Here is a 24,523-nt window from a genome sequence, read left to right on the forward strand (position 1 = left end):
GGACCGATGTCGCGGCGGCTGATGCCCGCGCGCGTGCCGGGGGCCAGGCCGCACTGGGCACGCAGCAACCACGACTATCCGCTGATCATCGACAGGGGTCCGCTTCCCACCACCGAAGTGATGGCGTGGGCACAACGACAGATCGCACCAGCGCTGGATGTCATCGCAGGGCGCGGGTGGGTCTTGTCTGCGATTGGGCTGGACAATGGTGAGTCGGTGGTGTCGTTGGTGGTCTCGCACTGCGTTACCGATGCCCAGGGGATGGCCGCGGCCGTGGATCTCGCGGTTCGCTCCGACCTGTCGCAGGCGATACCGGATCTACCGCGGCCCACGCTGCGCGCCGATCTGGCCGACGCCGCGAACACATCGGTCCGGCTGCGCACACCAGCCGTGTCAGCCGCGATGCGATACGTGAAGACGGTGCCGCGTGGTGGCGCAAATGCGCGGGTGGCCGGCACGCCGTCCACGGCCGTGCGATTGGGAAACGATCAGCTCGACGACATCGCGGCTACCCAAGGTGGCACGGTGACCGGTCTGATCCTTGCGATCACCGCCAATGTTGTTCGATCCGTGCGAGGTCGACAGGTCGAAGAGCTACGGATTGTGATGCCGGTCAGCCTCCGCGAGCAGGGCGACACGAGCAGCGGAAACAAGGTCGCGTTCACCGAGGTGGTCTTCCCGCCTTCCGGCGGCGCGCGGTACACCGACCTGCGCGAGGTCCGCCGCCGCAGCAAAGCCGCCTATGCCGTCGCAACGCCCCGCACATCCCCGCCCAGCGATTGCGACGCCGCAGTCTCCGCCGTCGGTCTGGTGTCCCAGGACATCGTCGACGCCGTCGGATCCGCGTGTGCGTTCGCCGGTCGCTCGGTGATGGTTCCGTCGGATGGCGAGGTCGCCCGGTCGAATTCCGCGACGGTCTTCATCTACGTCGTGGGGAGCCCTGACGCCACCTCCCTGACGTTTGTCCCCGGACGCATCCAAACCTCGCCGCTGGATGAACCTGTCCACGCCGAACTCGCGCAGTGGGGGATCACTCCGCAGTTCACCTGGTGACGCCACCGTCGTTCCGGTCCTGGGTGGTAGCTCGGCCATCGGCAGGTCGATCAGAACGCGGGCACCGGAGTCGGTGCTCACCACGTCCGGGTCGCAAGCGAACCTGATAACTCGCGCCTCGGGCACTCGGCTGAACAAATCCGCTGGCCGACCGTGTCGAGCAACGTCATCCCATCGAAGTACAGCATGCCGATGATGAATTCGGCTTCACTCATGTTCGCCCCCTTCTCTCCGGCCGCTCGAACGATGCGCGCGTCGATTGCAGGGTAGGGCCGGCCGGGATGAAGCTTTAACAGGACACACTGCGTTTTGCGGCCCACTGCGAAGCGACTGAAGCATTTCAGCAGCATCGGTCCTGTGAAACACCGGCGGGAACTCCCATGCCGCCGAGGGTGCGGTTCGGCCTGGTCAGGATGAGCGCGCCACCCATGCACAGCCGCCAGGCGCATTGAAGTATCCAGTCGTACTGTCAAGCTCACACCTAGCTCATTCTTCGAGCGACAGGGACCTGGCCTCCGAACCGAAGGAGCGAAAATGATCCGTGGAATACATCACATCACTATTGCCACCAAGGATCTGGATGGATTGACCCGTTTCTACCGCGAACTGCTCGGCTTCGAGGTGGCATTCGAGGGGGGATGGCCGGTAGGTACCAAAGCCGTCGATATGGTGACCGGCCTGGATAACACTGCGGGACGTTTCGCTATGTTACGACTCGGAAACGCCTGTCTCGAGATGTTCGAGTTCCGATCGCCCGTGCCCGGCCCGGTGAACCGGGGCCGGCGGGTCTGCGATCCGGGTTTCACCCATCTGTGCCTCGATGTAGTGGATATCGACGCCGAATACCAGCGCTTGTCTGCCGCCGGAATGGTATTTCACTGTCCTCCTCGAGTCGGCGCTCCGGGTGTGACAAGCACATATGGTCTAGATCCCGATGGCAACGTGATCGAAATTCAGGAGCTCGGCACGAACGCCCTGATTCCGCAGTGGTCCGACCTGGCCGGTAGCGGTCAGTAGCCGCTTGCGTGGGGTGGCCTTGGCGAGGCAGCGTTACCGACCCAATCGGTGAACAGGGGGATTATTCATCACGGCCATCGACTGCGCGGCCAGCTCTACCGATCGGGGTACGTGTAGAAGCCTTCGCCAGTGGAGCGACCGAGTTTGCCTTTGTCGATGTAGTTTTCCTTCAGCCACGCCGCTAGCTGGCGTTCGTCGTCGGTGCCTTGGGAGAAGACGTTGTACGAGGTGTTCAATCCGGATATGTCGACGATTTGCAGCGGACCCTCGGTTGCGCCGGTGCCGATACACCAAGCTCTGTCGACCGTCTCCGGTGTGGCGTATCCATCAGCGACAAGCGTGAGGCCCGCGCTGATGAAGGGACGCAGCAGGGTGTTGAGCACGTAGCCGGATATCTCATCGTGCAGCTCGATCGGGATCATGCCGATCGCGGTCGCGAAATCGACCACCTTCTCATATACCGCGGGATCGGTGTCCGGTGTGCCCATGATCTCAGCGATGTTGTGCTTCCAGATCTGGTTGGCGAAGTGCAGGGCAAGGAATTTATCCGGCCGCCCGGTGAAGTCCTCGATGTCGCTGGGCAGCAGGGTGGAGGAGTTCGTGGTGAAGATAGCCCGTTCGGGCGCGAGGTCACCGATCCGCTTGTAAACGTCTTGTTTGAGGGTGAGGATTTCCGGCACCGCCTCGATCACCAGATCCGCGTCGCGAACTGCTTCGGCGAGTTCGCTGGTCAGGGTGATCTGCGCCGCGGTGCGTTCCGCTTTGTCGTTCTCGGCTGCGCCGGGGACTTCCCGGCGGTACCTCGGTACGAGTTCGGCGAAGCGGTCACGAGCTGCGGCGAGCGCGGCATCGTCGATATCGTATGCGGTGACCTCGAATCCGCTGAAGGCAGTCTGAAAAGCTATCTGCGAACCCAGTATTCCGATGCCGAGTACCGTCACCTTCCGAATTTCACTCATTATCTTTCTCCTGACCTAGATTGCGGATCATTTTCCGGATCGGGAACTTTCCACTTCTGTCACGGACAGAGCTGCGCTGAAATCAGTTGCGCCGGTGTGCGGTTGGCCGCGCTACAGCGGCACGTCGAGTTCCTCGAGCCAGTCGTCGACGTTGCGGGGCTTCAGACCGAGCAATGCTGCGGCGGAATTACCTTCCGGAAAGGCGATTTCGGTAGCCGCCGCGATCGATTCATACCCTGCGGCAACACTTTTGGCAGCCTGGGCCCCGATGATCGGCGCCATCTCGTGCCCGAAATCGATCGGCGCGATCGGCACAAACCGGATCGGACGTCCCGCGCGAACGGAGAAACCCGCGGCCAGGTCGGCGCCGCGCAACGGCGGAAGCTGTCCGACCGCGACGAGCGCGGGCGCTTCGGCACCCTGCGTAAAAACCGCAGCGGCCGCATCGGCGACGTCCAAATGCGAGGTCCAGGACATGGCGACGGTGTCGCTGATCGGATAGCGCAGTTCCGAATCGTCGCGCACACCCGCCAGCACCGGCGGCAACAACAGGTTCTCCAGGTAGTACAACGGCGCCAGCACGGTGGTGGTGATGCCAAGGATCCGGAGCCGGTCGACGAGCAGGTCCACCGACTTGGCCGCCGGGGTGCCCTGCCGGCGCCCGCTAGTGGACACCACCACCTGGCCTACCCCGGCCGTGCGGGCCGCGGCGGCGACGGTTTCGACCCACCGGCGCTCGCGTTCAGGTGCAGTGCCCAAGGGGAAATGGAAGAAGACGCCGTCAGCGCCACGATAGGCCGCCTCCATCGAGTCCGGTTCGTCGAGATCGGCACGCAGGTTCGAAGGGCCTGCGTGCCGCGAGACCCGCACCACATCGACACCCTGTTCCGTCAATTTCTCGGCCACGGGTCCGCCTTGAGCACCGGTGGCTCCATGCACGACAACTCGCATATCGATTGCGCCTCCTAATCGGAAAACAGCAACTCTTACCGAGCCTGCTACTGCGGGACGCGTATCCCGCCATTCACATTAAACAGTGGCTGATCGCAAGAGAATGACTATTCGTCACCTAACGGTATGACCACAGCGATAACGCCGCGCACCTTATCGAGCGAACTGGCAGTTACCCTCAGATGTGGAGATTCGACATCTGCGCTACTTCCTCGCCGTGGCCCGCGACCTCAATTTCACCAAGGCAGCGGCCGCACTGCGAATGTCGGTCCCACCGCTGAGTCAGCGCATCAAGGCGCTGGAACGCGAACTCGGGCAGCAACTTTTCGATCGATCCACCCACCACACCCGGCTGACCAGGGCCGGGGAGACACTCCTGCCGCTGGCCACCACACTCGTCGCGGAGTTCGACGCGCTGCCCGCGCTATTGCGCACCTCCGAGGCGCCAACGCCGCTGCGTCTGGCGATCCCCGACCTGCTCAATCCGCAGCACTGGCGCCAACTGCTCCAGGTCAACCGCGCGCTGTCCGCCGGCTACGCCCTCGAAGTCCAGCAACTGCCCTCCACCGGTATGGCAGCCCAACTGCTGTCGCACAACGTCGACATCGCGATCTCTCACGTCCCTGCCAACCATCCCGAAATCACCACGACCACCCTCTACACCGAAGCCATGTCCGCCATCCTCGACACCACCCACTTCCCCGATCGCACAGCGCTCGAATACCGCGAACTACGCGGTTTCACCTACATTCCGGGCTCCAAAAGCTGGTCCGTCGCACCGGAAATCCAGCACAAGCTGGCCGACGTCGGAATCAGCGTCGACCCAGGGCTTCGCGTCGCCGACCACGCCGGCATGCAGTTGCTCCTTCAAGGCCGAAAGCGATTCTCGATTGTCATGCCGAACTGGGACATGGCCGAATACGTCGACCGCCGCAACTTCGCCATCCTCGCCCTACCCGACCTCGACGCGACGATGACCACCTACCTGCTACACCGCAACGCGGACACCTGGCTCACCCCGGTAGTCGCCGCCTACTCGACCAACCCCTTACCGACAGCCTGATCACCCGACATCGTCCCTGTCCCGGCAACGCACAGAACGTTCTTCTATGCTGCGGTGCGGGCGTCGGATCGGGCAGAGCAGGTTTCTCTTCCTCATGCCTCCAAGATCGCGCTCCACTCGAAGACACCGTGAAGCCACGGCTGCGTATTGCTCCGACCGCCGCAGCGTCTGGGACATGTGCGCACATATCAACGCGCGAGGGGACAGTACTGGACCTCGACTGTTGCTGGGAGGATGCTGTCGATATTGGTCGCGGACCGAGGTCGCTGCACTCGAGCGGCTCACCACTGAATCGGACCTGCTGCTCATGGTAGCGCCATGGGATTGGCGGGTCGGGCAGGAGCGCGAGATCTTCACTGCTACAAGCCGACAAGGAAAGGTCGGCCGCCTGGGAATCGGGGTAGCTACGGCTGTGATGGCATTGATGTTGGTGTCGCTGGCTGAACCGGTCCCGGCTGTTGCGGCACCATTGCTGCCGTATCAGGACCCGTTCTACGAGCCGCCGCCGAATTTCGAGGCCGCAGCGCCGGGCACCGTGCTGCGGACGCGGCCGATCGAGCTGAACTTCCCCAGCCAGGCCCGGTCCTGGCAGCTGCTGTATCGCACCACCGACATGTTCGACCGTCCCGATGTCACGGTCACCACGGTGATCCTGCCCGATAACGTGGCACCGGACCGGCCGTTGGTGTCGGTGCAACCGTTCGAGGACGCCTCCGGCTCGGACTGCGTGCCGTCCTACCGTTACCAGGCCGGTTCCGACCGCGAGCCGGTCACGTCCGCTCAAACCCTCTATCTCGCGCAGGCATTGCAACGAGGCTGGGTCGTGTCGGTGCCCGATTTCGAAGGCCGCTTCGGTCATCTGGGCGTAGCCAAGGAGCCCGGCTACATGATCTTGGACAGTGTCCGCGCCGCCGAGCAGTTCGCGCCGCTCGGACTCGGCCCCGATACGCGGGTCGGCATGTTCGGTTATTCCGGCGGCGCCCTGGCATCCGGATGGGCGGCGGAGATGCAGCCCCACTACGCCCCCGAACTCAACATCGCCGGCGTCGCAGTGGGCGCCCCGGTCACCGATGTGGCGGCGTTCATGCGCACCGCGAACGGCGGTCCGTTCGCCGGTATCGTCGCAGCCGGCCTCGCCTCGGAGTACGCCGCCGACCCCGCGGTGATTGCAGCGTTGGGCCCGCACCTCATGCCGGAAACGGAAGCGGTGTTCCGCCAAATCAACTCGCAGTGTCTGTTTCCGATCGTGCAGCACAGCGGATTCCAAGACGGGAGCCCGTACTTCGATCGGCCACTCGACCAGCTCCTGGCACTGCCGGAGCTGAACGAGATCCTGTCCCGAAACAGCCTGAACGGACCCGCCCCCATAGCGCCGATGTTCATCGCGCACGCCGTGCACGACGAGGTGGTCCCCGTGACCGCCACCGACAACCTGGTCCAAACCTACTGCGACGCAGGCACACCCGTCACCTACCTCCGCGAGCAGGTCGGCGAACACCTCAGCACAGGCTTCTCCAGCCTGGCCGCGGGCTACGCCTGGCTGCAGCAACGCCTACCCGCCGACGCACCCACACCCACCGGATGCAGCACCCGGACCGTCACGTCCCTGTTGCTGCCCAACTGAGCACTACCGCAATACATTTCGACACGGCCCAAGGCTCGGCCGCAAGGCCCGACCTTGGCCGGAGGACATGACGCGCAGGTATCGGCATGAAGCGACTCACAGTAACCACCAGTCTTGCGGTAGGTGCGATGACGGCGGTCGCGCTGGCCAGCTGTGCCGATCGCGACCAAGGTGCGAATCCGGCGACCGCCGATCCGGCGCCGGGCACCGTCACTGTCGCCGAGAACGTGGCCCCACAGTCTCAGTTAAACGGTGCCACACGCGCTCGCCGCTGACCTACTGGACACGGGAAACCGACATCGTCGAGCGGTCTGGTGTTCACCCCGGCCGGGACTTCGTCTGGCTAGCACACTCGACTAGACAGAATTCGCCGGCGACGATATTGAGAACTTGTCAGCGACGCCTTCGAATGCCGTGGCATCACACGCCACGCCATCCGAAGACGACACGATGATTCTGTGTCCTACGCGCGAACTTGAAGGGTGAACTGCAGCAGTTCCTCGACGTGGTAGATCTCGGTGATCTTCCCGTCGACGACGCGAACGATGTCGGTGCCGTTCATCGACACCGGCTTTCCGCTGGCTGCCAACCCGAACGCCTCCCCAGTGTGGGTGGCGGTCATGTTCCAGTGGTTGACCACCCAGCCCTCCGCCAGCTCCTGCTGGAACAGGATGCGATGCTCGGTGTCGGTGAATCCGTCGCGGACCTCGGCGATCAAGTACCGCATCCCCGCGATGCCGGAGGCGGCGCCGGCGACCGGGTTGTGGTCGATCAGATCAGCAACGAACACCTCATCCACGCCCGCAACATCACCGGTGTCGTAGAGCAGGTAGTTGCGGCTGGCCACGCGCAGTGCGGTAGTGGCTGCCGAGCGGACCATCTCGGCGGACGTCTTGGCCGTTGAGTCGATCGTGGTGCTCATGATGTTCCTCCAGGGTTGGTGTTACCGGATCACCTCGCTATAGTTCCCTCAGGGAACCAGTTACTTCAAATGAACTAATGGAGACACCGTGGGTGATGTGAACCACAATTTGCCGGAATGCCCGATCGCCCGGTTCTTGACCGTGCTCGACGGCCCATGGGCCACGCTGATCGTGCGCGAACTGCTGCCCGGGCCCAAACGATTCACCGAACTGCGCAACGCACTGCCCGGCATCAGCCCCAAAACCCTGTCGTCACGGCTCCAACGCTTCCAGGACACCGGGCTGGTCACCCGCACCGCCTACGCCGAGGTTCCGCCCCGCGTCGTCTACGCGCTGACCCCACCCGGGCAACGCCTCGACGCAGTACTGAACACCATGGCCGACTGGGCCGAACACGCCCTCCCCTTACCCCGACATCGCGTAGCAAGCAAACAAGCAAGCCCGGACAGACTCGCGCCGACAGCCTGAACCGGTTCGATCTCGGTACCCGCCGGAATCCACGGCTCGACGCCGTAGAGGCTGATCTCGACCGCGGCCGTTTACCGGCGCAGCCGAGCGATATACACCTGACGAGCTTCGGGTGACACGTGTCCGCGCCTGGCAACTCATTCGATAACGTTGGCGGCCAAGGGTTTCACACGATGACCCGCATGTACGCTGTCCGCCTCCGACGCAGCCCGGAAGATGAAAACCGTGACGCCAGCAGGACTTCGATGACCCGCTCGCGAGACAACGATTCCGGGTTGAGCGAACCGCGGTGACCCTGGTCAACCTGTGCGCAGACAAGGGCGCGCACGCCTTCTACTCCCTGGCGCAACGGTTTCCGAACCTTCAATTTCTCGGGGTGATCGGAGCATACGGGCACCAAGAAGTGCGCACCGATATTCCGAATGTGCGAATCCACCCACACGCTGGCGAACCTCCAGAACCCACACCTATGTTGCCACCAGCGCCTACGCCACCTCGCGAGCTTCCGAACTCTCCCTCGAAACAACCGCGGAACTGGACGACTTCGTCAGCGCCCTGCAACACCTGGTCGAGCGTCGACCGACCTCTACCGGGCTGCGCCGACCCGCCTGAACGCCTACCAAGCTTTCACAGTGGCGTCATGGGGCACGGGCCCGAGGATCGCCAACACCGCGCACCCTCGTTCGCCTGCGCCGTCCGAGTCACCCCCGCGATTGCGTCATCGAAACCACACACGCAGGTACGTGGGGCTCGGTCCTGCCGACCTGGCCCACCTGACCTGTCCCCTGCTGGTTCTGCACGGCACTCCGGACCAGGTCTTCCTCGTCGAAAATGCCCGCGCGCTCTACACATCCGCCGCGAGCCCGGACAAAACCTGGCGTGAGTGGGTCGACGGTGACCACTGCCTCTACAACCATTCCCTGGAAAAACACACCATCGTCGCCGACTGGTTCGCCGACCGCCTGCCCGGGCGCATTCGGCAGCGCTGACCCCGCGAGCCTGCTTACCGACGGGCCGCGGTATCGGAGGGCAGTTCGCCGAAGCGGTCGCGGTAGTCACCGGCGAAGCGGCCGAGATGGGTGACGCCCCACCGGTAGGCGATCGTGCCGACCTGGTCGGTGGACCCGAGGATGTCCGCGCGGATCCGTTCGAGCCGCAGGTTGCGGATGTAGGACATGGGTGTCAGGCCGACCCGCGCGCGGAAGGCGGCGGTGAGGGTCCGCGGGCTGCAATCGGCAGCCGCGGCGATCTCGCGCAGGCCGATGTGCTCGGTGAGGTTCGCTTCGATAAAAGCCAGCGCCGAACGCACCGACCGGGGATATCCGGGTTGCGGACCGTCGAGCAATTCGCCGGTGTGCGAATGCGGTTGGGCCAGCAGCAGCGCGGTGACGATGCACCGTAGCTGGCTGCGTTGCAGCTCCGCGCGCTGGAACAGCGGATCACCCGAATCCAGCTGCTCCAGCAGGGAACGCACGAGCAACCGCACCGCCCGGCCCTTGGGTTTGGCCAGATCGAGGGCGAAGTCGAAACGCACCGTCGATAGCGGCGGGTGCCCGGTCAGTTCGGTGAATTCCTGGTCGACCAGGGCTGCGTCGATCCGTAGCCCCAGAAACCGCGTCGCGGTTCCCAGCGGCCGCAGCTCCTGGGTGTCGCCGGGGTTGACCACGCCCGCTGTCGAGGAGTCCAGGACTGCCCGCAGACTTCCGCGCGATGCCGAGATCGCGCCGGAGACACCGATATTGACGAAGTAAGACCGGCGCCCGGTCGCGGTGTCGACGCGCACATCGAGCGGCGAGGCGAAGTAACCGGCCGCGAAGTCTGGCGCGCTGACACCGCGCAACTCGTGATCGCCGTCGCGCAGGTCGTCCAGGGGCGAGGTGATGATCGAGCCGCCGAACAGCCGAGTGGCCGCATTGAGCAGATCGACCGGGTTCTGCGATTTGGTGATGAGGAAATTGCGCAGCGGCACGGTCATGGCCTTCACCTCCTTGGGGTGGCCGCCACGCTGCATCGGGTGCGGCCCGCTCCGATGATCAGTATGTCAGCGCATCGTCTGCCGGTGGCGCTACCAGCGGCTCCGCGCCCAGCAGGACAAACAGCACGGTGCATGCGGTGTCCGACCGGTTGTCCCAGGCATGGGTTGTGCCGCGCTGGATCAACACGTCTCCGGGACGCATCGTGGTCTGGTCCGCACCGACCACGGCGACGATCTCACCGGCGAGGACAACGGCATAGTCGAGCGAACGCGTCCGGTGCAGGTGGGGCGCCGAGCCCTGTTCGTGCGGGCCGAATTCGACCACGCGCAGCACCCCTCCCCCCTCGGGTGGCGGCAACGGTACCTCGGCGCCGACCGGGTCGGCGTAGGCATCGTTGCGCGGTATCCCCTCGTGCAGCCACAAATTGATCACCCTGGCACCGGCGGTGGTCCGCAGGTGCGGGCAGTTCGCGTCTTCGACAATGCCGGGACAGCCGTCGGCATCATGCCCGGTGACAATTCGCCGAATAGCGCGCATCACGCGTCCTTCCCGGACAGGCGCCGCCACCGGATATAGCTGGGGCGCGTCTGCCCGCCCATGGCCATGGGCGGTGTATCCAACTTCAGAGTTTCGGCGTCCTCGAAGACACACAGCCGACGCAGATCCGTCCCCACGAAGTTGGGGAAGGTCGCCATCCGGACGTGGTGCACGACCGTGTCGGATGCTTCGAAGACATCCCAGGTGCCGGCGTAGGAGATGATCGAGCTGTACGCGTCGGCCTTCTCCTGGATAGTGCCACCGTCGAGCGAGGCGTTGGTGAACCGCGCCCGGTCGGTCAGCGTGAGGTGTGCGCTCATCGCCCCCTCGGGGGTATAGATGAGCAATCCGGTGCACCGCTCGGCCGGACCGAGCGGCGGGTCGACGGACCCGTCGGTGCCGAATACCTTCCAGTCGGCCAGCTGCCAGCTGCCGATGAGCCGGTCGCGAAGTCGCGTCACGGGGGGCACTCCCTATCTGCGCGATCACAGCGGCGGGGCGAGGAACAGCCCGCGGTCGATGTCGTTGTGGGACTTGGCCGCAATGAACTCGTCCATCTCGTCGGCCGTGCCCCACTGGTCCGCATTGACGGGGTCGCGCAGGTCGTAGATGTGCGGGTGCCAGGTGTCCTCGTCCAGAATCTCGAGCTCGGTGGTGTACTCCACGGTGTTGCCGGCCGGGTCGAGGTAGTAGCTGAAGGAGTTGTCACCGGCGCGGTGCCGGCCCGGACCCCACAGGCGCTCGATACCCTGCCGCCGCATCCGGCCGGTTCCGCGCATGTATTCGTCGATGCCGCGCATCTCGAAGGAGGCGTGATGGAACGCCGCGTGTGGTCCGCGCACAATGCCGAAGCTGTGGTGAAAGGTGTTGCACCGCAAGAACCACATGATCTCGCGGTCGGCTCCCAGGCACATGGTGTCGGAGAGCCGGAAGCCCAGGTGCTGGATGTACCAGGCCACCGTGGCCTCGGGCGTTGGCGAGTTCATCAGCACGTGTGAAAGCCGAACGGGAACGGGCTCGCGGGCCTCGATTTTGCGGTGCCGTCGCGGGGTGACCTCGGCGGAGACCTCCACCACGCGACCCTCGTTGTCGAAGAATCGGACCGCATAGCCGCCTCCGGGGGTGTCCAGCGGCTTCGGTTCGTGCACCAGCCGCACGCCCCCGGCAATCAGCCGAGCGGCCAGGGTGTCGACGTCGGTGGCGGTGGCGGCGCCGAACGCGAGGAGGTCGGTGCGTTTGCCGGTGTCCTCGCGTAGCCGCACCACGTACTGTTCCGGGGAACCTTCGGCCGCCAGGAACGAGACACCGGTGTCGTTGGCGATTTCGGTCAAACCCCATGTCCTGGTATAGAACTGCTGCTGTTCGGCAAAGTTCGGCATTGCGATATCGACGTGTCGCAGATGGGTGATCAGGTTGCTATTGCTCATCGTGAGCTCCTTCGAGGTGCGGTGGTCAGTTGAGTCGCTCGGTCAGCCAGTCGACGACCGTGGGAAGTACGGGGCCCTCGCCCATGTGGCCGCCGGGGAACATCCGGGCCGTCTTGGGCGCTCCGTGCTCGAGCGCCAAATACAGATCCGCCGAAGCATTTTGGAGATCGTTCTTGCCATTGACCAGTAGCAGCGGGCACGAGGGGCGATCCAGGACGCCCTGATCGAGCAGCGACAGCTCCGGGCAACGGGCGACGTAATCCTCAAATGTGTTGCCGCCGAATATGCGTGCCCTGGCCGGCATGAGATCCATCAGATAGGACGAGGCGTTGCTGCTGCGCTCCTGCCATTCGGGCTGAAACGTCAGGTGAATGCCGCCACCCCAGTTGACTGCGGCCGCCAGCTGCTCGCGGTGGGTGTGGGCGAGCTTCATCGCCCAGTAGCCGCCGAACGAAAGTCCCAGTGCCGCTACCCGTTCGGAGTCCAGGTCGTCCTGTTCGCGCAGCCACGTGAAGACGGGATCCCACTGCCGCTCGGCGTCGCGGCCAGCGTGCACCGGTGACTGCCCCACGCCGGGTTTGTCGATGTGCAGGGTCGCGAACCCGCGCTCGCGCAGCATCCGGCCGCGCGCATAGGTTTCCTCCTTCCACACATCGATCCCGCCCCACATCAGGACCACCGGCGAGCGCACCGCCGCGCCGGGCGGGCGGGCCACGAAGAACCGCACCACATCGCCCTCACCGGCACGTCCGTCGAAGGGCACCTCGACGTGCTGGACCGGGATGTGCTCGAGCGCGGACACCCGCCCGAAGTACTCCACCACCCGGTCGTAGGCGTGGAGTTTGGCCGGGTGCACTGGGGATGGATAGCGGCCCAGGAACGCGAATTGGTATGCCTGCCACCAGTTCTCCAGTGCCTGCTCGCGGGCGCCGCGATCCTCGGCCGCACGCGCCCTGGTCGCGAAATCCTCCGCCCCCGCCAGCCAGTGTCCCGCCCAGGATTCGGGATCGATACCGGGGAGTGTTTCGATCTGCCGCGCGGCGGCATCGTGATCGATGGCGTTGAAGGGGTTCTTCCGCCGCTCGAGATGTTCACGCAGCCACTGCTGCGCGTCGGGCAGGGTTCGGGTAGTTGCGGTGGTGGGCATCTATGTCTCCTTGCACGGGTCGGATTACGCGAGTTCGGCCAGCTGCCGGTGACCGGCATCGACCAGCGGATATGCCTCGTTGTGCCGCTGCTCCTGCTCCAAGGCGGCAATCGTCACCGAGGTCTGCACCAGCGCACGGCACCGCGCTACGCGCCGGTCGACAAACGCCGCCAGCCCGGCGCCGACCGTCGCATGACGTGCCAACTCCCGGGCCAGCACCAAGCCGTCCTCGATGGCAAGCGCTGCGCCGCTCGCCATCTGCGGGGCCGGTGCGTGCGCGGCATCGCCGATCACAACACCGTGCCCGCGGTGCCAAGCGCCGGTCAGCAAGGCCGTCTGGACCGGGCGGCGCACGACCGAGTCGGACGCGGACACCAGGGGTCGCAGCTGCGCGACCCGCCCCGGAAAGACCGTCAGCAGCTCGGCCAGTCGCTGGGCGAGTTCGGCGGCGGGCACGACACTCGGCGACACCCCGTTCTCGGTCAGGAACACATACGCCCGGCCCTCCGAGATGGGCACGAGCCCAGCGGTATCGACCTTCCCAGCGAACTGGTGAATACCGGTGGCCCACGCCGGGCGCGGCACCAGCGCTCGCCACACCATCTGGCCGAGGTAGTCGATCGAGGTCCGGAGACCGAGCAGGTCCCGCACCGACGAGCGGATCCCATCCGCACCCACCAGCAGGGCGACCCGGCGTTCCGTGCCGTCCGACAGCCGCACATCGACCCGGTCAGCTGCCTGCTCCACCGCCGTCACGGTCATGCCGTGGTGTATCACCGCCCCGCACCGCTCAGCCTCCGCGTGCAGGATGCGGTGCAGTTCGGGACGGGCGATGCCGACCATCGCCGGTCGCTGCGCCCCGATCAGCCGCGGCAGCTCCACCTGATCGGCAGCCATGCCCTCGACGTCCACATGGGTGATCGCGCTCATCCCGTAGCCCGCGGCCAGACACGCCTCGGCCAGGCCCAGCTCATCGAGCGCGCGCAGCGACGGACCGGTCAGGCACAGGCCCCATCCCGCGGTCGACCGGTCCGAAGCGGCTTCGGCGATCTCGACCCGCCACCCCGTGCGCGCCAGCGCAATGGCCGCCGTCAGACCGGCAACGCCCGCACCCACGATCACAGCCGACCGCGAACCGCGATGACTATCCATATTCGCCTCCTGTGCACCCGATTTCGCAGGAACATTAGGAGACTTCCGGCACTCGCTTTATCCGGATCGGGCGGTAATCATCCGCTCCCGGCACACGGTTCGGACGAACATCGTTGCCGTAGCACCCCGAAAGCCGCCGGACGTCAGGTGCCGGTCGGGAAGAAGGGACGGGCCAGCCCGTCCAGCAGATAGCCCAATCGCCGTACGAAGTCCGTGAGCCCGTCTGTCTGGTCGTCGGGCTACCGCAGTATGACCAGACCAACTATTGCCATCGTTGGAGCGGGCCTCGGCGGCCGGACTCTGCTGGCCCCCAGGGCGGTGGCACCCGACCGGAGATACACCGCGGCATTACCGGATGTCCTGAGACACAACCGATCTCGTCCATCGAACGCACGCTCAGCGGCATGAGAGTGCTGCGTCTGCTTGCGCTGGCTGCCGCCCGCCCAAGGCCATGAGCGGAGGCCTCAGCACCCTTCAGGGCGCGAGCCGCGGAGCTCCAACGAGCGCAGCCGATCGTTCCCACTCTCTAACAACACCCACGCACAGCATGAGGAGTCAGGGATTCCTTGCGAGGCAACTGATCCCAGGCTGAACGCCTCCCCGCCGTGGACGACTCCGCAGGTAACCTGCGTTCATGAAGGCTAATGGATGGCTGGAAGACACGAGGACGTCCTACGACGCCGTCGCCTCCACCTACGCGGACCTGACCCGTCACTTCCTGAACGAAACACCTGTAGAGCGCGCAGCTTTCGCCTCATTCGCCGACTCAATCCACGCTCAGGGCGGAGGGCTCGTTGCGGACGTGGGGTGTGGAACAGGGCGGATCACGGCTCACCTCCACCAACTCGGCGTGGACGCATTCGGAATCGACCTGTCGCCCGGGATGATCGAGGTGGCCCAGCGTGATTACCCGGACCTACGTTTCGAAGTCGGCTCCATGACGGACCTCGCCCTCGCCGATTCCTCGCTAGTCGGTCTGGTCGCGTGGTACTCGCTGATTCACATCCCCGACGACCAGATCAGTTCCGTCCTCACGCACTTCCGGCGAGTGCTGCGCCCCGGCGGACCGCTGTTGCTCGGTTTCCACATCGGAGACGAATCACGGCTGAAGACTCATGGCTACGGCGGGCACTCGATGAAGCTCTACGTTCACCTCCGCCAGCTCAGCCAAGTCAGCACATGGCTCAACGATGCGGGCTTCACTATTCGGGCGCACAGGACTCTCACCTCTGCCGAGAGCAAACTCGGCGGCATCATTCTTGCGTCGTAAGCACTCGCTAGGCCCTGACGGTGCGGCGCCTGTAAGGGCCGTCCGCAATTCGGCTAGTTAGAGACTGGTGTCAGATCAGATCCCGGCCAGGATCTGATCCAGGTGCCCGGTGGGATGCTGGTTTGATCTCCGGGAGCAGACTGAGATCTCTTGCAAGCCTTGGCTGTATCGCTCGGCTATGACGGCGGTTCAGTTCCCGCGCCTCGACCAGCACGGGAGGCATTTAGCTAGAACGTGCTGGCGAAACTGTTGTCTTGCTGAATTTCGACCTCGCGGCAAGATCGGTGACCGGGTTCGAAGTGCTCGACGGTCGTGATCTGTCGATTCCATCTGCTTGAACCGGGACGCCAGACGAGCTGAGCTGTGTGCTCGGGCGCCTCAGATAGACACGGACAGTTGATCTTCCGCCGTCCCGTGGGCATGGTTCGGGGCAGCCAGGGCGGGTCCCGGTTGAAGATGGCCCAGCCCGGGGTGACATCGAGGGATCCGGCCATGGAGGCCCCGGAATGAGCCAGTTCCCAATAGAAGTGGGCCGCTGAGGCGCCGGTCCAGGTAGGTCGTCCACTTCTCGGCAATCCAGGCTATCTGGAAGGCAGGGAATCGATCAGGCCTGTCGGAGGGCTGTGGCAGATTCAAGTCACGCATGGACGCTGCACCGAACGGAAAGTTACTGACGACCAGTGAATATCGATGACTGCATCACACAACTCGGCGCTGTCGAAGAACACCTCCGCGACATCGTGGTGCGCGCTATGCCCTCGGCAGGCGACCGAACCGCCTCGCTGATTACGCGGAAGGGCTCTGCATAATGCGAGCAGATATCGAACGCGCTGCCCAGATGGTGTGTGCGGCCGCGGAATTCGACTGGACGTGGAGCGCCGGCGATCTGCCGGTGTTCTGTGACCGGGTCGGCTGGCAGGTCCACGATTTCGACGAGCTGTTCCCCACAGCAACGACCGATCTTGAAGTCGATTGTCCCGATGTGTGGCTCGACATCACCGGCACCACCTTCGACTCCGAGCGCGGGCTCAACGAGTTCTCCTTCGCTGCCAGCGATTCGGCCCTCGATCCAGAGGAGCTGGACGAGATCCTCGATGCGCTCGTGCAACAGATATCCGAATCGCTCGGCCAGCCGACGGATCGTTGGATCGAGCCGACCCGCGGCCGGCGTTGGGAGCTTCCTGTTCTGGTGGTCACGGTGATGATCAGCGCTACGTCGGTTCGGGTGGGTTTGAGCAGTCATGCCTACCAGAAATGGTGCGACAAAATCGAAGGGTGGAGCGATAGCGAGGACCCTGCCGTGATGTTGGCGCAGGCCGCCTCCGAGGACGCCGAGGAACGCGACTACGGTCTCGACCGCCTCGAGCGCCGCCTGAATCCGGAGGTACCGGGCCCCGACGATGAGCCCGACGAGCTCGGTGACCAACCCGACGACGGGCGACTCGCGGCACTATGCGCGCCCGGTCTCCTCGATTTGGCGCTCCGGCCGGGCTGGCCGGACCAACTGCGGCTGCTACGGCTTGTCACCACAACCGCGGGCCGCGACGAGTACGCGACACCACCGTTTGCGCTCTGGTCGGATACCGAATTGGCCCCCGATACCGAGCCGGCCAACCGTCATGAGGTCCGCCGGGCCATCGGCCGCGCGCTACCCGGCTTACATCCCCTGCTCGACGATCCCGACGCCGAGGTAAGGATCGCTGTCCTCGACGCGCTCTCGGTATGCACCGAGGAGTGGGAGACGGTAGTCCCCGCGTTGCTGACCCATGCCCGAGCCGAGACCGAGCCGAAGATCAGGACCCGGATACTGGGATTCCTGGACGTGATCTCGCTGCACTGGCCCGCACACGCCACACGCCTACGACTCGCCGACCGCTTCACCGAAATGCTCTGGAGTGCAGCCGATCCGATCGAACGACTGACCGCGTTGAGCCATCTGCTCGTCGCCGACCCGCAAGCTCTGCCGGGACGTGTGGAATCGACCGTGCTGGGTGCGGTGCGGGAGGCGTCGGAATCGAACTCGGCTCAGGACGCAACGGCATTCCCACGCTGGATCAAGCCGACCCGAGCCGTGTACGAACGCCTGGATGCTCGCCCCGATGAGCAACTCGCACTGGTCGAAAGTCTGTTCACCGTCGACAATTTGGATGGCCGTGGTCTCGCCCGCGAACTGGCCGGGGACCTGATCAGCACTTGGCGCACGGACTACTTCCACCTCCTCGAGCCAATCGCCGAGCAGTTGGCAGAGGCGCAACTGTGGAAGGGAGCAGCCGATGCACTGGCCGATCTCGGCACGGCCGCCGCGCCAGTGGCCGACCGCATTCTCGAAAACCTCGACCGCTTGGGCCGGCCCACCGAGTGGACCGTCGACACGCCCTTCTCCCTGCACACAGAGTTGCCTTGGCTGTCACTGCACCCCGACACGCCCAGCATGAACAAACCGGGACCGATGCTGCGCGCCGCCGCACACACCGGTGACCCGCGCGCGGTGCCCGCGGTGCGGTGGGCACTCGAAGTCGACCCGACACCATGTCGACTCGACGACATCCTGGCTCCCCTGGGCGCCCACGCGATCGAGCTGGTTCCACTGATCCGGGAACGGATGATCCACACGCACACTCATCGAGACGGCGATATGGATTTCCGGTCCTGCGAATTGGCGGGCGCTCTCGGACACATCGGCGAACCCGCCGCATCGGCCGCGACCGATGTCGCCGGCATCATGAACGACCGCAACGGTGATTTGGTCGAGGTGCTTGGACAGTTCGGCGTGGCGGCACGATCCACGATCAAAACGGTCCGGTCCTACCTCGACCACGACCAGCTCGACGTTCGCCTGAGCGCCGCGATCACCCTGTGGCGCTGCACCGGTGACCCCGGCCCGGCACTGCGGCAATTACCCGAGGCGCTGGCCGAGGTGGGCGAGAATTTTCCCGCTCAGGATCTTCGCGCGCAAGCCCTAACGGCAGTCGCCGACTTGGGATTCGCGGCGGCCGACTGTGTTCCGGCGCTACAACGGCTCATCGAACTGGACGTGGACCCGTGGACGACGACCGGCGCCGCCACCGCGCTGTGGCGGGTCACCGCTGCACCCGAGCCGACGATCATCGCGCTGCTCGAGCTCAGCACCCGCACCGACATCGAGATCGTCACCGACCCCAACCGCCGCCGTCGGGCCCACTGGCTGACCGGAGCCGCCGAATGCTTCGCCGAGATCGGCCCGCCCGCCGCGGCCGCCGCACCCCTGCTATCGGCCGAACTCGCCCGACCCCGACGCCGTCGCGGAAGCGTGCCCGCCGACATCGAACTGTGCCGGGCTTGTCGACGCGCGCTCGATGCGATCTTCACCGACGTCGGATAGATCGCAAGCAAAGCATCGTCGACACCGCGGAATTGGACCCGCTCAACTCGACAGAAGTGCGTATCCGTTCGTATGCGCGCTCTTCGGTATGAGGGTGCATCCGGCTGACTGCGTCGTAACCGATCCTGGTGACGGAGTGCGCGGCGATGCATATGTCCGTAAGTCCCGACCCGGAGGTGCACAGTCATCGAGGCTCAATTGTCGGTAATACGTTGTTGGACAAGCGATCACGGGGAACTGAGGGCGGAGCCTTCTCGGGCGATGCTTGCCTCCCACCGGGTACCGTGCCGGAGTGGCTCGAAAGGGGACTGCCCCACGCTCGAACTAGCAATGCCCTCCCGGCGCGGACACCACATATTCGCAGACCACGGGAGGCCACAGCGATGACCGTCATCATCGGAATGGATCCACACAAGCGCTCTGCCACTATTGAAGCCATCGACTCCACCGGCCGCGCAGTGGCCACCGGCCGATACGCCACTGAAACCCTCGGCTACACCGAAATGCTCACCGCTGGACAACGATTCGCTGACCGTATCTGGGCAATCGAAGGGTGCAACGGCGTCGGCCGCCATATCGCGCATCGCCTGGTCCACGACGGGGAAACCGTCATCGACGTCCCCGCCAAACTCTCCGCGCAGGTGCGAGTCTTCGCAACAGGCAACGGCCGCAAAACCGATCCGGTCGACGCACACTCGGTGGCGCTGGCGGCCTTGCATTCACCGAATCTGCGCCGCGTCGACGCCGGTCCGGAGCTGATCGCGTTGGGCATGCTGGCCGACCGCCGCGACGGGCTCGGCCACGCTCGCACCGACACCCTGAACCGTCTGCACCGGATACTGCTGGAATTGATTCCCGGTGGCGCCAAGAAATTTCTGTCCAGCCGCCAAGCCCGCGAGCTGATCGCCACGATCACCGCGACCGATCCGGTCACCACGATCCAACAGCGATTGGCGGTGGAATTGATCGAAGACCTCGAGACCATCGACAGCAGGATCAGAGCCGCGGACAAGGAGCTGCGCCAACTCGTCACCGACCGCGGCTCGTCGCTTATGGAGTTGTACGGCATCGGAGCTTCCAGCGCGGCAAGGCTTTTGGCTGACACCGCCGGCATCCACCGCTTCGGCAACCGGGACCGATTCGCGTCTTGGAACGGCACCGCCCCGTTGGATGCGTCCTCCGGCGAGCAACAACGCCATAGACTCTCCGGCGCCGGCAACCGCAAAATCAACCGGGTCCTCCCACATCATGGCCGTCGTTCAGCTACGCCACCACACCGCTGGCAGGGTCTACTACGACACCCGCAGGGTCGGCGGGAAAACGTCGATGGAGGCGTTGCGCGCGCTCGAGCGCAGACTGTCGAACGTCGTCTACGCGCGGATGCTCGCAGATCAGCGGCAGGGCGTTGGCGGGCCCGGGAGGGCAATCGGGGGCGACTCTTGACTCCAGCGCGACCGGCTCCAACCCACACACCGATCCTTCGGATGAGCCACAACCCGGACCCACCCAACAGGCTAACCCCGAAACCTCTGCGGGGTCTTGACCTAAAGGGGTGCCAATACAGGACGTCTCGCTCGCAATCGAGTCTCAGATGTCGAATTCGCCTACCCAGCCGCCGTTCACCGATGTTTCGGGATGTAACCAGAGGTCACCTCCACGGGGACCCAGGCGTCGACGGCGATGCACGCAAGAGCCAGCAGCGGGAGGGCGATCACGCCCGCCAGATCGTTGATGTCCATTTACAAATGAGGCGATTCCAGCGCTTCCGCGAATGCCTCGTGGAAGTCGGCGGAGTCTTTGAAGATCAACGCGTGGAAGACCGCGACCGGCGGGTTGTCTGATGCGCCGAGTCGGCCTGCCTCACTCTTCGAGGACGCGCTCGATGTGGCAGAGGTAGTCGAGGAGATCTCTGATCTCGGCCAGCGGTACGCCCGCCCCGGCCAGCACCCGAACCTGCACCAGCCGCAACAACTCCGGGGATCGGTATCGGCGCGTGCCGGAGCTGTCGGACGCGGGTTCCTCGACCAGTCCGTGCTGGTGGTAATCCCGCACCATCGTTTCCGTGATGCCGGCGAAGGCCGCCGCCTGGTCGATCGTGAACCCGTCCTGCACCATGAGCCTCATCCCGTCCCGCTACTCAGCGCTAATGACTACTGGTAGACTGTATCACTGAGTACCGTCACGCAAAACTCACTACTATGTGTTACAGTCTAGTGGTAGTCATTACCACTGAATAGCGTGGTCCGATCGAAGGGGTTGCGTTATGGACAACTTGACCGAGATGCTGAAGGGCACGCTCGAAGGGTGCGTCCTGAAGATCATCGACACTGATGAGACATACGGGTACGCCATCACGCGCCAGCTGAATGACCTTGGTTTCACAGACGTCATCGAAGGGACGGTGTACGCCATACTGCTGCGATTGGAGAAGAACGGACTGGTCGATGTTTCGAAGCGACCTTCCGGAGTCGGTCCGCCGCGCAAGTTCTACACACTCAACGACGCCGGACGTGCCGAGCTCGCCACCTTCTGGGCGAAGTGGGATTACGTCTCAGCACGCATCAATGAGCTGAAGGAAAGTAAGTGATGAATTTCTGGGAGACAATCACCGGCAGCGATCTGACCAGGGAATGCAAGGCTTTCGACGCTCGAGCCGCGATCCTCCCGGCCGAGTATAGAGCGGCCTGGGAAGAGATCAAGATCCATCTGTTACCTCATGGGGACTTTACCGGTCGCAATTTGATGCCGATCCTCGACGGCGCCCTCGGGCTATTGGAGGGAACAGCGTCGGAAGGCCAGGGTGTCCACGAGGCACTGGGCGATGACATCAAAGGTTTCTGCGCGGCGGTGGCCGGCGAAGGGGGAGCCAAGAGTTATCGCGACAAGTGGCGCGACCAGCTGAATAAAAATGTTGCACGGAAACTAGGTCGGCTAGGAGAATAAAGTGGGAATTCGCGACATCATCGAAGGTAAGAAGCAGTGGCGAGCCCATACCGCGCGCGTGAAAGCACTGCCGCCCGATTATCAGATCGTCTACAACGAGATTCAGAAATATTTCTTCAAGGTCGGTCCGATCGGGCTGGAAGACGGAACCTTGCTCTCCGGCATCGTCGACTTCTTCGAGGAGGGAGTCGCATCTGGCAAGGGGGTCATGGAAATCGTCGGCGATGACGTCGCGGCGTTCTGCGACGACCTGATCAAAGACGCATCGACCTACGCCGACCGCTATCAGGAATCTGTTCTCGAGCGGAAGCGCGGCAGCAAGGGCACCTGAGTTCAGGAAGGCTGGGGCTCTTCACTATTGGTGGCGGAGGGGCTCGACCTTCAGTGCGGGCAGCGGGGATTCGCGCGCCATGATCGAAACGCGACATTCCATGGTGGGAGCCAGCGGGTTCGGTGCGGAGCTATTGCCTTCGTACAGCCACAGCGCAAATACTCTCCAAGCTGCCCTCAGGTGAACGTGCCGCGCCGGACCGCAGTGACCCACCGTCGCCGTCGCCGCGCCTTCCTCAGTTGCGGAGAACCCTTGGGGGCGAACCCGATCACGTAGTCATCGTTGCCGGTGTCGACCGCCACCATCGCTGTTCCGGCTGCGCGAGGACTCCCGTGAACGCCGTGCCGCCATCCTCATAGCCGAATGTTCGATCGGGATGTTCAGCGCTCGAGGCGCCTTCTGTTGTCATGTCGATCTCTATCCAATCAGGTTGTTACTCAACGCAATCGAGTTCGACCGTTAGCCGTGGCACTCCTGACCGAGCGCCCCCTGAATACGAAAAGCTGATCAGGTTGTCGAGATCGGCCGTCTGGCTGGGCTCGCTCGCTGAGGCTAACGACAGTCGAAAGATATTGTGCGGCTATCGGATCGCTAGCGGAGAAACAGTCCGCACTCGGCATTGCAGTGCGTTCGAAGCCGAGACTCAGAGTGCTTGCGCAGCGCATCAGCGCAGTTCATGCCGCAAGGGTTTGGGAGTCACCGTGTCAGTGGGCTTCTCTACGCTGCCGTGCATGAGCTGTTCCCGAACCAGACCACACCACACCGCGGCCGACCCTGTCGCCCGCGCGGTGGTCGGCACCGATCCCACTGAGCTGAACGCTCCTCACTCATCTGGCCCTGTGCTGCGCATCGCGCTGTCGGCTGATGGCCGGCTCTCGTCGGCTGGGGCGGTGTGAGAAGTGTTCAAGCTAGAGCGCGAGGTCGGTGTCTCCTACTGCCAGATCTATGTCGAGAGTGTCCCCGGCGGCATCGCCCCGCGCATGCACGAGGCGTTCGCCGGCCAGAGTTCAGGACTGTGCGGCGCCGCGGTACCCGGCAAGCTCTTCCTGTGCACCGGGCTGCACAGCGGCAAGGTCGGCTTCACCGTCGAGGTGCACGACCAGGCTCCCCCGCTGGACCCGGCATGGGAAGACGTCGTGGAGGTCTCCTTCTACTCGGTCTCGGATCAAAGCTTCCTGGCGCAGTGGGCAGGCGAGGCCCACTGGGCACTGGACTTGGAAGAAGGGATCGACTATCGGGTGCGGTACTGCGCGCAGGGCATGGACCAGGCACGGGAGAAGGACGTCAGACTCGACGATGAGCCACTACTGGACCGTTACCTGCTGCAGTTCTGGCCCGCCCCGCCCGAGCCGGACCGTGTAGTACGCCAGACCTCGCAAGCTGCGGCCTACGATCACGACTATGCCCGCCAGCAACCGGATTTCGAGTTCAGCGTGCGGGCCCTCATGGCGCAACAACGGGCACTCCTCACCGCTGGTGCGGCCGAATCGTGTCGCGACGCCGAATCTCCAGCAGGGATCGCGGGTATCGCGGTCATCTCCCGCGAGGCCGATCCCCGGTCCGTCCGCGAGCGGTTGACATCGCTGAGCTCCTATCCCGCGGCGTTGCCCTGGGATTGGGTCGCCGCGTTCGACGCCGAGCACGGCGAGGACGATCGTGTCGGTTACATCCAAGCGTTCCTCGAAGAGATCGGTGAGCACGCCTTTGCCCTCGGTACTGTCTTGGCGGCGCTGGATTCCGGCCGAGACTACTACTTGGCCTTTGTGACACCGACCCAGTTCGAACAGCTCTCGCAGCTTCTCACCGGACACAGGATGGGCGTTGAAAGCGTGCGGTATGGCCGCTGGACACAGGGTTACAGTCCGGAAATGAGCGCGTTGAGAGCCTGGGTCAGAGCCAATGGCCATAAGGTCACAGGGCGCGGGACGACGATCACGGCGTCGTTCGTAAGCCCCGGCACACCAGAGGAAGCCGAACCGGACCGGCTCGCCTGACACGTTCGGCGCCCGGAAATCCCCCGCCCGCTATCCCGTCCCCAGGGTGGGAGTGGGCGGCCGCGTTCCGGGCACAGGGCCACAGCCCGACCGCACACGGCAGAAGCCGGCTACGGACGACTCGACCCATCCGGTAATCGGCTACTTAACACTGGCGGTAGGACCTGATCCCGGCCAGGATCGGGTCCAGGTGCCCGGTGAGATGCTCGGTAATCGGCTGCCCACCTGCGTTATTGGTGTGGCTCTCACATGGCTTGCTTCTTACCGGGCACCGTGCCGGGAATGGCTTAAGAGGGGTTTGCCCAAAGCTCGAAGTAGCGGTGCCTT

Annotated in this window: 24 protein-coding genes and 1 pseudogene; 13 read left to right on the top strand and 12 right to left on the bottom strand. The window is 64.4% G+C overall.

Features of this window, described 5'->3' with window-relative positions:
* Nucleotides 1-6: 6 nt before the first annotated feature.
* On the top strand, nt 7-1,053 hold the full coding sequence (locus ACIBCN_RS26530) for a hypothetical protein (protein WP_396994348.1): 1,047 nt from the start codon (nt 7-9) through the stop codon (nt 1,051-1,053).
* Nucleotides 1,054-1,130: 77 nt separating this feature from the next.
* On the opposite strand, the gene ACIBCN_RS26535 is transcribed toward ACIBCN_RS26530, so the two are convergent.
* A complete protein-coding gene (locus ACIBCN_RS26535) occupies nt 1,131-1,268 on the bottom strand; it encodes a hypothetical protein (protein WP_396994349.1) in 138 nt (45 codons plus the stop codon).
* Nucleotides 1,269-1,587: 319 nt separating this feature from the next.
* Between ACIBCN_RS26535 and ACIBCN_RS26540 the strand changes: the two genes are divergently transcribed.
* Nucleotides 1,588-2,070, top strand: coding sequence for a VOC family protein (locus tag ACIBCN_RS26540; protein ID WP_396994350.1), 483 nt, complete (start codon nt 1,588-1,590; stop codon nt 2,068-2,070).
* A gap of 95 nt (nt 2,071-2,165) precedes the next feature.
* Here the strand turns inward: ACIBCN_RS26540 and ACIBCN_RS26545 are convergent, their stop codons facing one another.
* Together ACIBCN_RS26545 and ACIBCN_RS26550 are read right to left on the bottom strand one after the other, a co-directional pair.
* Nucleotides 2,166-3,029 carry a 3-hydroxyacyl-CoA dehydrogenase gene (locus tag ACIBCN_RS26545; protein WP_396994351.1) on the bottom strand — a complete coding sequence of 288 codons (864 nt, stop codon included), beginning with the start codon at nt 3,027-3,029 and terminating at the stop codon, nt 2,166-2,168.
* A gap of 111 nt (nt 3,030-3,140) precedes the next feature.
* Entirely contained in the window at nt 3,141-3,980 is an 840-nt protein-coding gene (locus tag ACIBCN_RS26550) for an SDR family oxidoreductase (protein ID WP_396994352.1), read from the bottom strand.
* Between the two features lie 184 nt (nt 3,981-4,164).
* Here ACIBCN_RS26550 and ACIBCN_RS26555 point away from each other — a divergent pair, with 184 nt between their 5' ends.
* Both ACIBCN_RS26555 and ACIBCN_RS26560 read left to right on the top strand, forming a co-directional pair.
* A complete protein-coding gene (locus tag ACIBCN_RS26555; RefSeq protein ID WP_396994353.1) occupies nt 4,165-5,043 on the top strand; it encodes a LysR family transcriptional regulator in 879 nt (292 codons plus the stop codon).
* Between the two features lie 424 nt (nt 5,044-5,467).
* Nucleotides 5,468-6,667 carry a lipase family protein gene (locus ACIBCN_RS26560; RefSeq protein WP_396994354.1) on the top strand — a complete coding sequence of 400 codons (1,200 nt, stop codon included), beginning with the start codon at nt 5,468-5,470 and terminating at the stop codon, nt 6,665-6,667.
* Between the two features lie 463 nt (nt 6,668-7,130).
* Here ACIBCN_RS26560 and ACIBCN_RS26565 read toward each other — a convergent pair whose 3' ends face one another.
* Nucleotides 7,131-7,589, bottom strand: a complete 459-nt coding sequence (locus ACIBCN_RS26565; protein WP_396994355.1) for an ester cyclase — start codon at nt 7,587-7,589, stop codon at nt 7,131-7,133.
* A gap of 97 nt (nt 7,590-7,686) precedes the next feature.
* Here ACIBCN_RS26565 and ACIBCN_RS26570 point away from each other — a divergent pair, with 97 nt between their 5' ends.
* Nucleotides 7,687-8,058, top strand: coding sequence for a winged helix-turn-helix transcriptional regulator (locus ACIBCN_RS26570; protein WP_396994356.1), 372 nt, complete (start codon nt 7,687-7,689; stop codon nt 8,056-8,058).
* Between the two features lie 743 nt (nt 8,059-8,801).
* On the top strand, nt 8,802-9,047 hold the full coding sequence (locus ACIBCN_RS26575; RefSeq protein ID WP_396994357.1) for an alpha/beta hydrolase family protein: 246 nt from the start codon (nt 8,802-8,804) through the stop codon (nt 9,045-9,047).
* A gap of 14 nt (nt 9,048-9,061) precedes the next feature.
* On the opposite strand, the gene ACIBCN_RS26580 is transcribed toward ACIBCN_RS26575, so the two are convergent.
* The 6 genes from ACIBCN_RS26580 to ACIBCN_RS26605 are packed head-to-tail and all read right to left on the bottom strand — an operon-like array spanning nt 9,062 to nt 14,297.
* Nucleotides 9,062-10,033, bottom strand: coding sequence for an AraC family transcriptional regulator (locus tag ACIBCN_RS26580; protein WP_396994358.1), 972 nt, complete (start codon nt 10,031-10,033; stop codon nt 9,062-9,064).
* Nucleotides 10,034-10,091: 58 nt separating this feature from the next.
* On the bottom strand, nt 10,092-10,571 hold the full coding sequence (locus tag ACIBCN_RS26585) for a cupin domain-containing protein (RefSeq protein WP_396994359.1): 480 nt from the start codon (nt 10,569-10,571) through the stop codon (nt 10,092-10,094).
* Complete coding sequence (locus ACIBCN_RS26590) at nt 10,571-11,032, bottom strand: lipocalin-like domain-containing protein (protein ID WP_396994360.1); 462 nt, start codon at nt 11,030-11,032, stop codon at nt 10,571-10,573. The genes ACIBCN_RS26585 and ACIBCN_RS26590 overlap by 1 nt, the downstream gene beginning before the upstream one ends.
* Nucleotides 11,033-11,056: 24 nt before the next feature.
* Entirely contained in the window at nt 11,057-11,998 is a 942-nt protein-coding gene (locus ACIBCN_RS26595) for a VOC family protein (RefSeq protein ID WP_396994361.1), read from the bottom strand.
* A gap of 25 nt (nt 11,999-12,023) precedes the next feature.
* Nucleotides 12,024-13,145: an alpha/beta hydrolase family protein gene (locus ACIBCN_RS26600; RefSeq protein ID WP_396994362.1), complete on the bottom strand. Its 1,122-nt coding sequence runs from the start codon at nt 13,143-13,145 to the stop codon at nt 12,024-12,026.
* Nucleotides 13,146-13,169: 24 nt separating this feature from the next.
* Entirely contained in the window at nt 13,170-14,297 is a 1,128-nt protein-coding gene (locus ACIBCN_RS26605; protein ID WP_396994363.1) for an FAD-dependent monooxygenase, read from the bottom strand.
* Between the two features lie 634 nt (nt 14,298-14,931).
* Here ACIBCN_RS26605 and ACIBCN_RS26610 point away from each other — a divergent pair.
* The 3 genes and pseudogenes from ACIBCN_RS26610 to ACIBCN_RS26620 all read left to right on the top strand — a co-directional run.
* On the top strand, nt 14,932-15,567 hold the full coding sequence (locus tag ACIBCN_RS26610; RefSeq protein WP_396994364.1) for a class I SAM-dependent methyltransferase: 636 nt from the start codon (nt 14,932-14,934) through the stop codon (nt 15,565-15,567).
* Nucleotides 15,568-16,375: 808 nt separating this feature from the next.
* Nucleotides 16,376-18,928: a DUF6301 family protein gene (locus tag ACIBCN_RS26615; RefSeq protein WP_396994365.1), complete on the top strand. Its 2,553-nt coding sequence runs from the start codon at nt 16,376-16,378 to the stop codon at nt 18,926-18,928.
* A 401-nt stretch (nt 18,929-19,329) separates the two neighbouring features.
* Nucleotides 19,330-20,160: pseudogene (locus tag ACIBCN_RS26620) on the top strand (transposase); the annotation flags it as partial.
* A 387-nt stretch (nt 20,161-20,547) separates the two neighbouring features.
* Here ACIBCN_RS26620 and ACIBCN_RS26625 read toward each other — a convergent pair.
* Entirely contained in the window at nt 20,548-20,667 is a 120-nt protein-coding gene (locus ACIBCN_RS26625) for an Imm49 family immunity protein (protein WP_396994402.1), read from the bottom strand.
* A gap of 121 nt (nt 20,668-20,788) precedes the next feature.
* Nucleotides 20,789-21,052, bottom strand: a complete 264-nt coding sequence (locus tag ACIBCN_RS26630) for a MerR family transcriptional regulator (RefSeq protein ID WP_396994366.1) — start codon at nt 21,050-21,052, stop codon at nt 20,789-20,791.
* Between the two features lie 139 nt (nt 21,053-21,191).
* On the opposite strand from ACIBCN_RS26630, the gene ACIBCN_RS26635 reads away from it, so the two are divergent.
* From ACIBCN_RS26635 to ACIBCN_RS26650, 4 genes are all read left to right on the top strand, one after another.
* The gene (locus ACIBCN_RS26635) at nt 21,192-21,515 is read left to right on the top strand and encodes a PadR family transcriptional regulator (RefSeq protein WP_396994367.1); all 324 of its coding nucleotides are present in this window, start codon (nt 21,192-21,194) and stop codon (nt 21,513-21,515) included.
* Nucleotides 21,515-21,871: a DUF1048 domain-containing protein gene (locus ACIBCN_RS26640; protein ID WP_396994368.1), complete on the top strand. Its 357-nt coding sequence runs from the start codon at nt 21,515-21,517 to the stop codon at nt 21,869-21,871. The genes ACIBCN_RS26635 and ACIBCN_RS26640 overlap by 1 nt, the downstream gene beginning before the upstream one ends.
* A 1-nt stretch (nt 21,872) precedes the next feature.
* Complete coding sequence (locus ACIBCN_RS26645) at nt 21,873-22,202, top strand: DUF1048 domain-containing protein (RefSeq protein ID WP_396994369.1); 330 nt, start codon at nt 21,873-21,875, stop codon at nt 22,200-22,202.
* Between the two features lie 899 nt (nt 22,203-23,101).
* Nucleotides 23,102-24,196 (top strand): hypothetical protein, encoded by a 1,095-nt coding sequence (locus ACIBCN_RS26650; protein ID WP_396994370.1) that lies wholly within the window; start codon nt 23,102-23,104, stop codon nt 24,194-24,196.
* The last annotated feature ends 327 nt before the right edge of the window (nt 24,197-24,523 follow it).

The organism is Nocardia sp. NPDC051052, from assembly GCF_044456045.1.
Lineage (GTDB): Bacteria > Actinomycetota > Actinomycetes > Mycobacteriales > Mycobacteriaceae > Nocardia.

Excerpts from the sequence above, each read along its gene's own strand:
- ACIBCN_RS26530 (WP_396994348.1), top strand. The coding sequence starts at position 7 with ATGTCGCGGCGGCTGATGCCCGCGCGCGTGCCGGGGGCCAGGCCGCAC.
- ACIBCN_RS26635 (WP_396994367.1), top strand. The coding sequence starts at position 21,192 with ATGGACAACTTGACCGAGATGCTGAAGGGCACGCTCGAAGGGTGCGTC.
- ACIBCN_RS26595 (WP_396994361.1), bottom strand. The coding sequence starts at position 11,998 with ATGAGCAATAGCAACCTGATCACCCATCTGCGACACGTCGATATCGCA.
- ACIBCN_RS26615 (WP_396994365.1), top strand. The coding sequence starts at position 16,376 with ATGCGAGCAGATATCGAACGCGCTGCCCAGATGGTGTGTGCGGCCGCG.
- ACIBCN_RS26605 (WP_396994363.1), bottom strand. The coding sequence starts at position 14,297 with ATGGATAGTCATCGCGGTTCGCGGTCGGCTGTGATCGTGGGTGCGGGC.
- ACIBCN_RS26630 (WP_396994366.1), bottom strand. The coding sequence starts at position 21,052 with ATGAGGCTCATGGTGCAGGACGGGTTCACGATCGACCAGGCGGCGGCC.
- ACIBCN_RS26585 (WP_396994359.1), bottom strand. The coding sequence starts at position 10,571 with ATGCGCGCTATTCGGCGAATTGTCACCGGGCATGATGCCGACGGCTGT.
- ACIBCN_RS26610 (WP_396994364.1), top strand. The coding sequence starts at position 14,932 with ATGAAGGCTAATGGATGGCTGGAAGACACGAGGACGTCCTACGACGCC.
- ACIBCN_RS26545 (WP_396994351.1), bottom strand. The coding sequence starts at position 3,029 with ATGAGTGAAATTCGGAAGGTGACGGTACTCGGCATCGGAATACTGGGT.
- ACIBCN_RS26560 (WP_396994354.1), top strand. The coding sequence starts at position 5,468 with ATGTTGGTGTCGCTGGCTGAACCGGTCCCGGCTGTTGCGGCACCATTG.
- ACIBCN_RS26625 (WP_396994402.1), bottom strand. The coding sequence starts at position 20,667 with ATGGACATCAACGATCTGGCGGGCGTGATCGCCCTCCCGCTGCTGGCT.
- ACIBCN_RS26600 (WP_396994362.1), bottom strand. The coding sequence starts at position 13,145 with ATGCCCACCACCGCAACTACCCGAACCCTGCCCGACGCGCAGCAGTGG.
- ACIBCN_RS26565 (WP_396994355.1), bottom strand. The coding sequence starts at position 7,589 with ATGAGCACCACGATCGACTCAACGGCCAAGACGTCCGCCGAGATGGTC.
- ACIBCN_RS26580 (WP_396994358.1), bottom strand. The coding sequence starts at position 10,033 with ATGACCGTGCCGCTGCGCAATTTCCTCATCACCAAATCGCAGAACCCG.
- ACIBCN_RS26535 (WP_396994349.1), bottom strand. The coding sequence starts at position 1,268 with ATGAGTGAAGCCGAATTCATCATCGGCATGCTGTACTTCGATGGGATG.
- ACIBCN_RS26540 (WP_396994350.1), top strand. The coding sequence starts at position 1,588 with ATGATCCGTGGAATACATCACATCACTATTGCCACCAAGGATCTGGAT.
- ACIBCN_RS26640 (WP_396994368.1), top strand. The coding sequence starts at position 21,515 with ATGAATTTCTGGGAGACAATCACCGGCAGCGATCTGACCAGGGAATGC.
- ACIBCN_RS26550 (WP_396994352.1), bottom strand. The coding sequence starts at position 3,980 with ATGCGAGTTGTCGTGCATGGAGCCACCGGTGCTCAAGGCGGACCCGTG.